Origin of the sequence: Gordonibacter sp. (genome assembly GCF_036667095.1) — a bacterium.
In the GTDB taxonomy this organism is placed as follows: Bacteria; Actinomycetota; Coriobacteriia; order Coriobacteriales; family Eggerthellaceae; genus Gordonibacter.
Window position 1 is genome coordinate 1 of the sequence record NZ_JAVWUP010000209.1, and the last position, 3,899, is coordinate 3,899.

Genomic DNA, 3,899 nt, shown 5'->3' on the forward strand with positions numbered 1-3,899 from the left:
CGACCGCGTCGCGAATAACATATCCTTCTCGTTGGGCAAAGTATTGTACCAGCATTGGCTTCAATGAAACAAAAATGGCATCGTTAAGGTCAACTATCTTAATGTTGAACAAGTTATCCATAGGAATCAAGCGAAACTTTAGATTCAAATCATCACCAAGCAGGGAAACGATAATCCGCTTCCAGCATTCCGACTCGATAGCATCAAGCTGAATAACTTCGGCACCGCGTAGGTGCTCCCGCGTTAAAGAGCCTCGGGCTAAGGGGTTCGTCTTCTTTATCGCGATGGCGCAAGGTGCATACCCATAAGGTTCATAACACAAACCCATGCTCAAAGCTTGCGCACGCAAAGAAGGAAGCGCATCAAGGCTGTGCACCACCATAACATCAGCAAGACCCTGCATAAACGAGTAGAGGATGGGTCTTTTATTGTCATAATCGACATAGGTATATTTTACAGGGCAACACTTCTCCAACATGGTGCCCAAATCAAAGACTGAGGTACGCAGCGCGATGCGGACAGCGGCATCCTCCTCAGACCGCAGCTCCACAGCCTCATAACATTTCCCCAAACCGGCATCGACGACTTTTATCACCTGCTCCACGCCATCAAAGAACACGGAACCAGCCTGAGTAAGCTTGTTGCTGTCACTGCGGTCAAGCAACTCAAAACCCACTTCCTGCTCAAGCGCCCGCATATGGTTGCCGAGAGTTGAGCGTGCTAGGTACAGGCCTTTTGCGGCTTCGCGAAAATTACCACTTCGAGCAAGAACAACAAACTCCCTCAGGTACTCAAGCTTCACAACAAGCCTCTCCCTTCCCTACCGCCAAACATAGGGGCAAATCCCAATAATAGGGGTTTCTCTAAGACGATCATAGCCTGTTTTCGCATTACGTGCCCCAGGGTGGCCAAATTCGAATCAAAGCATAAAAAATACGAACCACCCGCATACTAAACCCTCGTTAAGCGGCGATTACCTTGGCGTTTTCTAAAAAACAAATCATCGTATAAAAGAAATGAAACATAGCCCCCAGACATAGCTTGCTAAGATGAGAGCCACCATTAATGGGAGTGGATGAGCAAGAGCACAACTCGAGAGTGCTCCTTTATAGCTTACACACAAGGCTATGCATACGCACACACGCATAGCAGAGAACTATCCCCCGCAAAATCGAACAACAAGAAATTGTGAAGTCAAGGAGAGTGAGGAGTACTCGTATGAATCATGTCAAGAAGTCCATTTCAAGCAGGTCAATTGACAGAAGAAGCTTCCTTAAAAGCTCTGCAGCCACAATGGTGGCGGCGGGTATTGGATTAAGCATTACAGAAAGCGAATTTGCACTTGCCGATGGCGGCAATCAAAAAACAACCTCCCAGGAGGTAGTGAAACCCGGAACGTGCCGTGGCGGCTGCGGGGCAGGCTGCCAGATGAACGTTCACTCTAGAGATGGAAAGATAGTAAAGGTCTCCCGGCGCGTCCAGTCCGATCCCGACATAACCAGGGTGTGCAACAAGGGTCTCACGCATGCATTGCGTGTCTACGAGGCACACCGGCTGAAACACCCCATGAAGCGTGTTGGCGAACGCGGAAGCGGCCAATGGGAGCAGATCAGCTGGGATGAGGCCATCACCACCATCACCGATAAATGGAAAGAGGTTAGCGAAAAGCACGGCGCGGGCGCGAATGCTTTCTTGAAAGGATCAGGGAACATGAGTCCCGATGCACACCATACCCTTCGCCTGCGCTCCGCTATGGGGGCCACCCTTATCGATCCCGCCCAGGATCGTGTCAACTATGCCGCATTTCCACCGGCACTCGGACTAGGGGCCGGAAAAGGCGGATCAGGGCGTCGAGACCTCGCAAATGCGAAAAACCAGATCTTATGGGGATCAAATCCGGCAGAAGCGCAGAGCCAGATGTTTCATTACAATCTTCGCGCTCGCACTGAAAACGGATCAAAGCTTATCGTTATTGACCCCAACTATACGACAACCGCTTCGAAAGCCGATATGTTTGTGCCCGTCTGCCCAGGCACAGACGCTGCCCTTGCATTATCTATGGCCTACGTGCTGGTTCATGAAGATCTGGCCAACGAAGCTTTCCTGAAGTCGAAAACCGTTGCGCCTTTTTTGGTAAAGGACGATAACGGAAAATACCTGCGGTTAAGCGACCTCGGCAAAGCGACCGCAGGCACGCCCGATGACAAGATCGTCGTACGCAGCGCAGAAGGAGCAGTGGGATTACCCGCAGATATCTCCGAGCCGGTAATCAACGGCTCGTTCGTTATTGAAGGCATAAAAGTTACTACCGCGTATGATCTTCTGCTTGAACGCATAGAGGAATGGCCGCCAGAGAAAGCTGCAAAGCTCTGCGAAATTTCCGCCGAGAAGATTGCCGAACTGGCACGCATCGTCGCCGAAGGCTCATGCTCGATCAACATCGGGCTTGGCTTAGACCATATCACCAACGGGTATCCTACGTTTGCGTCTATCTTAGCTATGGCTATGGTTGCCGGACAGTTCGGCAACCCCGGAAACACGGGCAATGGATTCATGCGAGGAGGTGCTGCGGCCGGTTGGAATCCTTACGCACTCGAGTACGTCTCCGACGCCCCGCCCTGCAATATATTCTACGGCCCCGCCCTGCTCAACTGCTTTGAATCGGGGAAGTATGGCGATAAGGATATCAACATCAAAACGCTTTACGTATGGAACCATAATCTTCTAGGCACCCAGGTAGGAACAGCCAAATGGCGCAAGTTTCTTGAAGGAGTCGAGCTTTTTGCCGTTGCCGATGTAGTGCACAACAGCACGACGGAATACGCCGATATCGTTTTGCCCGCCTGCCACTACTTCGAGTGCGAGAGCGCCTCAGGCGACTCGACACAATACGTGTTCCACAGTGCGAAATCGGCCGAGCCCCTCTACGAGTCGAAAAGCGACTTCGAGATGTCGCATATGTTCTTCGAGAGAATGGGCCTAGAAAAGTACTCATACAAGACCATCGACGATTACATCGATGCGGTTCTCGACAATCCTCAGGCAAAAGCAGCTAATGTCACTTGGGAACGCATAAAGAAAGAAGGCGCCGTAGCCTCCTTCGAGCCTGACAGCCGCGTTTTCGGACAGGAGGGAAAATTCAACACAGCGACAGGACGCCTTCAATTCTACCTGGAAACTATCAAGCCCGATGGAGGAAACTGGGGGCAGACCGTTGACTTCATGAAAGAACGGCTGCCTTACTGGGAACCCCCTATGGAAGCCTGGCGAGACAGTCCGCTTGCTGAGAAATATCCCTTAAACTTCACTTCCGAACGAAGCAAATTCAAGGGACACACTCAATTCACTCATATTTCATGGTTCACCGAACTAGAACCGGAGCCCTATATCGTAGTCCACCCATCTGAGTGCAAAAAACGCGGCATCACCGACGGAGACTACGTAACACTTTTTAACGACCGAAGCTCTTGCACCCTCTTAGTCCGATGCAACGAGGGCACGAGACCCGGCATGGCGGTCATCGACCACGGCTGGGAGAAAGATCAATTTGTAGATGGGTTTTACTGCGATCTATTAAGCCACTCCATCACGCCCGTTGTGGCCAACAGTTACTACTTCGACACGCTTGTGGAAATGAAAAAAGCGAATATCTAGAAAGGAGAGCTGACCAATGCGTTACGGAATGGCTATCGACCTACAACTCTGCTTCGGATGCACCGAATGCGCCGTTGCCTGCAAGTCAAACAACAACCTCCCCAACAACATGTGGTGGAACAGGGTCTTGACCGATGGGGGTAGGTACCCTGACACCTCACGGGGCACCTACCCCAATGTCGAGATGACCCACTACCCCGTAAGTTGCCAGCATTGTGCGAACCCAGCCTGCGTGAAGGTGTGCC

Annotated in this window: 2 protein-coding genes and 1 pseudogene; 2 read left to right on the top strand and 1 reads right to left on the bottom strand. The window is 51.3% G+C overall.

Going from position 1 to position 3,899, the window contains the following annotated elements:
- On the bottom strand, window positions 1-802 hold an 802-nt coding region (locus RR842_RS12540), incomplete at its 3' end, for a LysR family transcriptional regulator (RefSeq protein WP_332729957.1).
- 416 nt (window positions 803-1,218) lie between these two features.
- On the opposite strand from RR842_RS12540, the gene RR842_RS12545 reads away from it, so the two are divergent.
- Both RR842_RS12545 and RR842_RS12550 read left to right on the top strand, forming a co-directional pair.
- Window positions 1,219-3,654 (top strand): molybdopterin-dependent oxidoreductase, encoded by a 2,436-nt coding sequence (locus RR842_RS12545; protein ID WP_332729958.1) that lies wholly within the window; start codon window positions 1,219-1,221, stop codon window positions 3,652-3,654.
- Window positions 3,655-3,670: 16 nt separating this feature from the next.
- Window positions 3,671-3,899, top strand: a pseudogene (locus RR842_RS12550) (4Fe-4S ferredoxin); the annotation flags it as partial.